Genomic DNA, 1,826 nt, shown 5'->3' with positions numbered 1-1,826 from the left:
CCAGGCGCTTATGGACGGTGACTTGCTGAAGCTCGACATCGTCGTGGAATACGGTGGATGGTTTGGCGATTCGTGCTGGTGCTATGCGGTGGGCAATATCCGGCCGGAAGCGCAAAAATTAATGAAGGTGACAAAGGAATGCTTGGATCTGGGGATCGCCCGGGCACTCCCGGGGGGCCGGCTCGGCGACATAACGTCGGCGATTCAACAGCATGCGGAATCAAACGGGTTTTCGGTCGTACGCGATCTGCTGGCGCATGGGATCGGGCGGAGCCTGCACGAGGAGCCAAGCTACGAGCATATCGGCGTAGCCGGCAAAGGCATTCGGTTAAAGGAAGGCATGGTGTTTACGATTGAACCGATGATCAACCAAGGTACGTTCCGTATCACGATCGACGACGATCAGTGGACGGCGAGAACGGCCGACGGCAAGTTGTCAGCGCAATATGAGCATACGATCGCAGTTACGTCGGACGGACCACTGATTTTAACGGCCCATTAAGAATAGAGGCGAACGGACGGCAAAGCGTCATTTAGGAAATAAGTCGCGAACCCGGCCTGCTTGGCCTGACGAAAGTTCGTAGAAAATCAGTCTGTAATTCAGATGACAAACGCCAAATTAGTTGATGACTTCTTGCATCGTTATCAATAGAAGTACAGTTTGAAATATTACAGGTAGATTGTTTTACCAGACAAATTCGCAATGTGCTTGTCCAATGCACCGATAGTATCCTCTTGATCTACACGGGGGAGTACTAGCTAAGCTGACACTTCCCCAATATAACTTTAAAATCTACATATCAATTCATTTTAAATGGGACCTCTATATCCTCGCCTATCTCGTTAATTGTATCCTCGATAATTTCTCGGATTTCTTCATTTAGATCTCTTTCTAAAGAGTCTTTCATAAAGTTGTAACTCATTTTTAAATTTAGATTAACAACAACGGATGAATAAACATCGACTATCTCCGAAGATGTATCATTCCATAATTTAAGTACAAAACGATCTACTCTTTTTCTGAACGAATCACTTAACAATTCATAGGTGTTAGCTCTCCTATCAGCAAATTCTGAAAAACATTCTAACATTTCAAGCGTATTAATCTTCTCTACATTTTCAATCGAATCCAAATAATGAATAAGATAGGATTCTAATTGTTCTTTAGACATATTATCTGGCAACTTTTTAATTTCATTCAAATTCATTGTTTACCTCCCAAAATCAACGGGTACCTGAAGTTAAAATTTGCCCGTTTAGCTTGTACTAGTCAGAAAGCGACTGGTCGTCATGCGCAATGTTTGTTGGCAGGTCTAACTTTTTCACTGCATCAAGCAAAGGCTATTCTATAAAACACTGCTCCTTCACGTTAAAAGGGTTAGCTCTCAGGGTTCACTTTCTAATATAAAAAATTAAATATTATTCCTGAATGATAAACCCGATATTTCCGCACAGCCACCATGGACTCTTTGCCATTATTGGCTGTGCGCTGCCTCTGTTACTGCCCCGCATGATTTCACCCTGCTGGCTGTAATCCCGAACAATCTGTTCGTAAATTGGATTGGCTGAAACTTGTTTCATCAGAAACAACCACTATGATCAGCTCTGCATTTCTTTTCGCAAACTACGCCGCTATCATACTCATGGTATGGGAATCCGTTTGTTTTATTGTAGCGAGACTCCGGTGCAGCTTATGATTGACGATTCCGATCACCACGTCCGGCTCCATTTCATCCTGATGGGAGAGCATAACCATTGCTGCAATATCTCCCATCTGATATGCCGCCGTCAACGCTCTCAGAAAAGTTTTCGAGTTTTCACTTTCC

The 1,826-nt window shown here is 43.6% G+C and carries 3 protein-coding genes and 1 pseudogene; 1 reads left to right on the top strand and 3 read right to left on the bottom strand.

Annotation, left to right across the window (positions count from 1 at the left end; genetic code table 11):
- A partial coding sequence (gene map / locus GRP75_RS25910) for a type I methionyl aminopeptidase (protein WP_160790760.1) occupies window positions 1-502 on the top strand: 502 nt, incomplete at its 5' end.
- A 298-nt stretch (window positions 503-800) separates the two neighbouring features.
- Here map and GRP75_RS25905 read toward each other — a convergent pair.
- From GRP75_RS25905 to GRP75_RS25895, 3 genes and pseudogenes are all read right to left on the bottom strand, one after another.
- Entirely contained in the window at window positions 801-1,208 is a 408-nt protein-coding gene (locus GRP75_RS25905; RefSeq protein ID WP_160790759.1) for a hypothetical protein, read from the bottom strand.
- 211 nt (window positions 1,209-1,419) lie between these two features.
- Entirely contained in the window at window positions 1,420-1,581 is a 162-nt protein-coding gene (locus GRP75_RS25900) for a hypothetical protein (RefSeq protein WP_160790758.1), read from the bottom strand.
- A gap of 43 nt (window positions 1,582-1,624) precedes the next feature.
- Window positions 1,625-1,826: pseudogene (locus GRP75_RS25895) on the bottom strand (RNA polymerase sigma factor); the annotation flags it as partial.

This window comes from Paenibacillus sp. OT2-17, from assembly GCF_009827695.1.
GTDB classification, from domain to species: Bacteria; Bacillota; Bacilli; order Paenibacillales; family Paenibacillaceae; genus Paenibacillus; species Paenibacillus polymyxa_B.
This window is presented reverse-complemented; position numbering and strand designations above follow the sequence as displayed.

Excerpts from the sequence above, each read along its gene's own strand:
- GRP75_RS25905 (WP_160790759.1), bottom strand. The coding sequence starts at position 1,208 with ATGAATTTGAATGAAATTAAAAAGTTGCCAGATAATATGTCTAAAGAA.
- GRP75_RS25900 (WP_160790758.1), bottom strand. The coding sequence starts at position 1,581 with ATGAAACAAGTTTCAGCCAATCCAATTTACGAACAGATTGTTCGGGAT.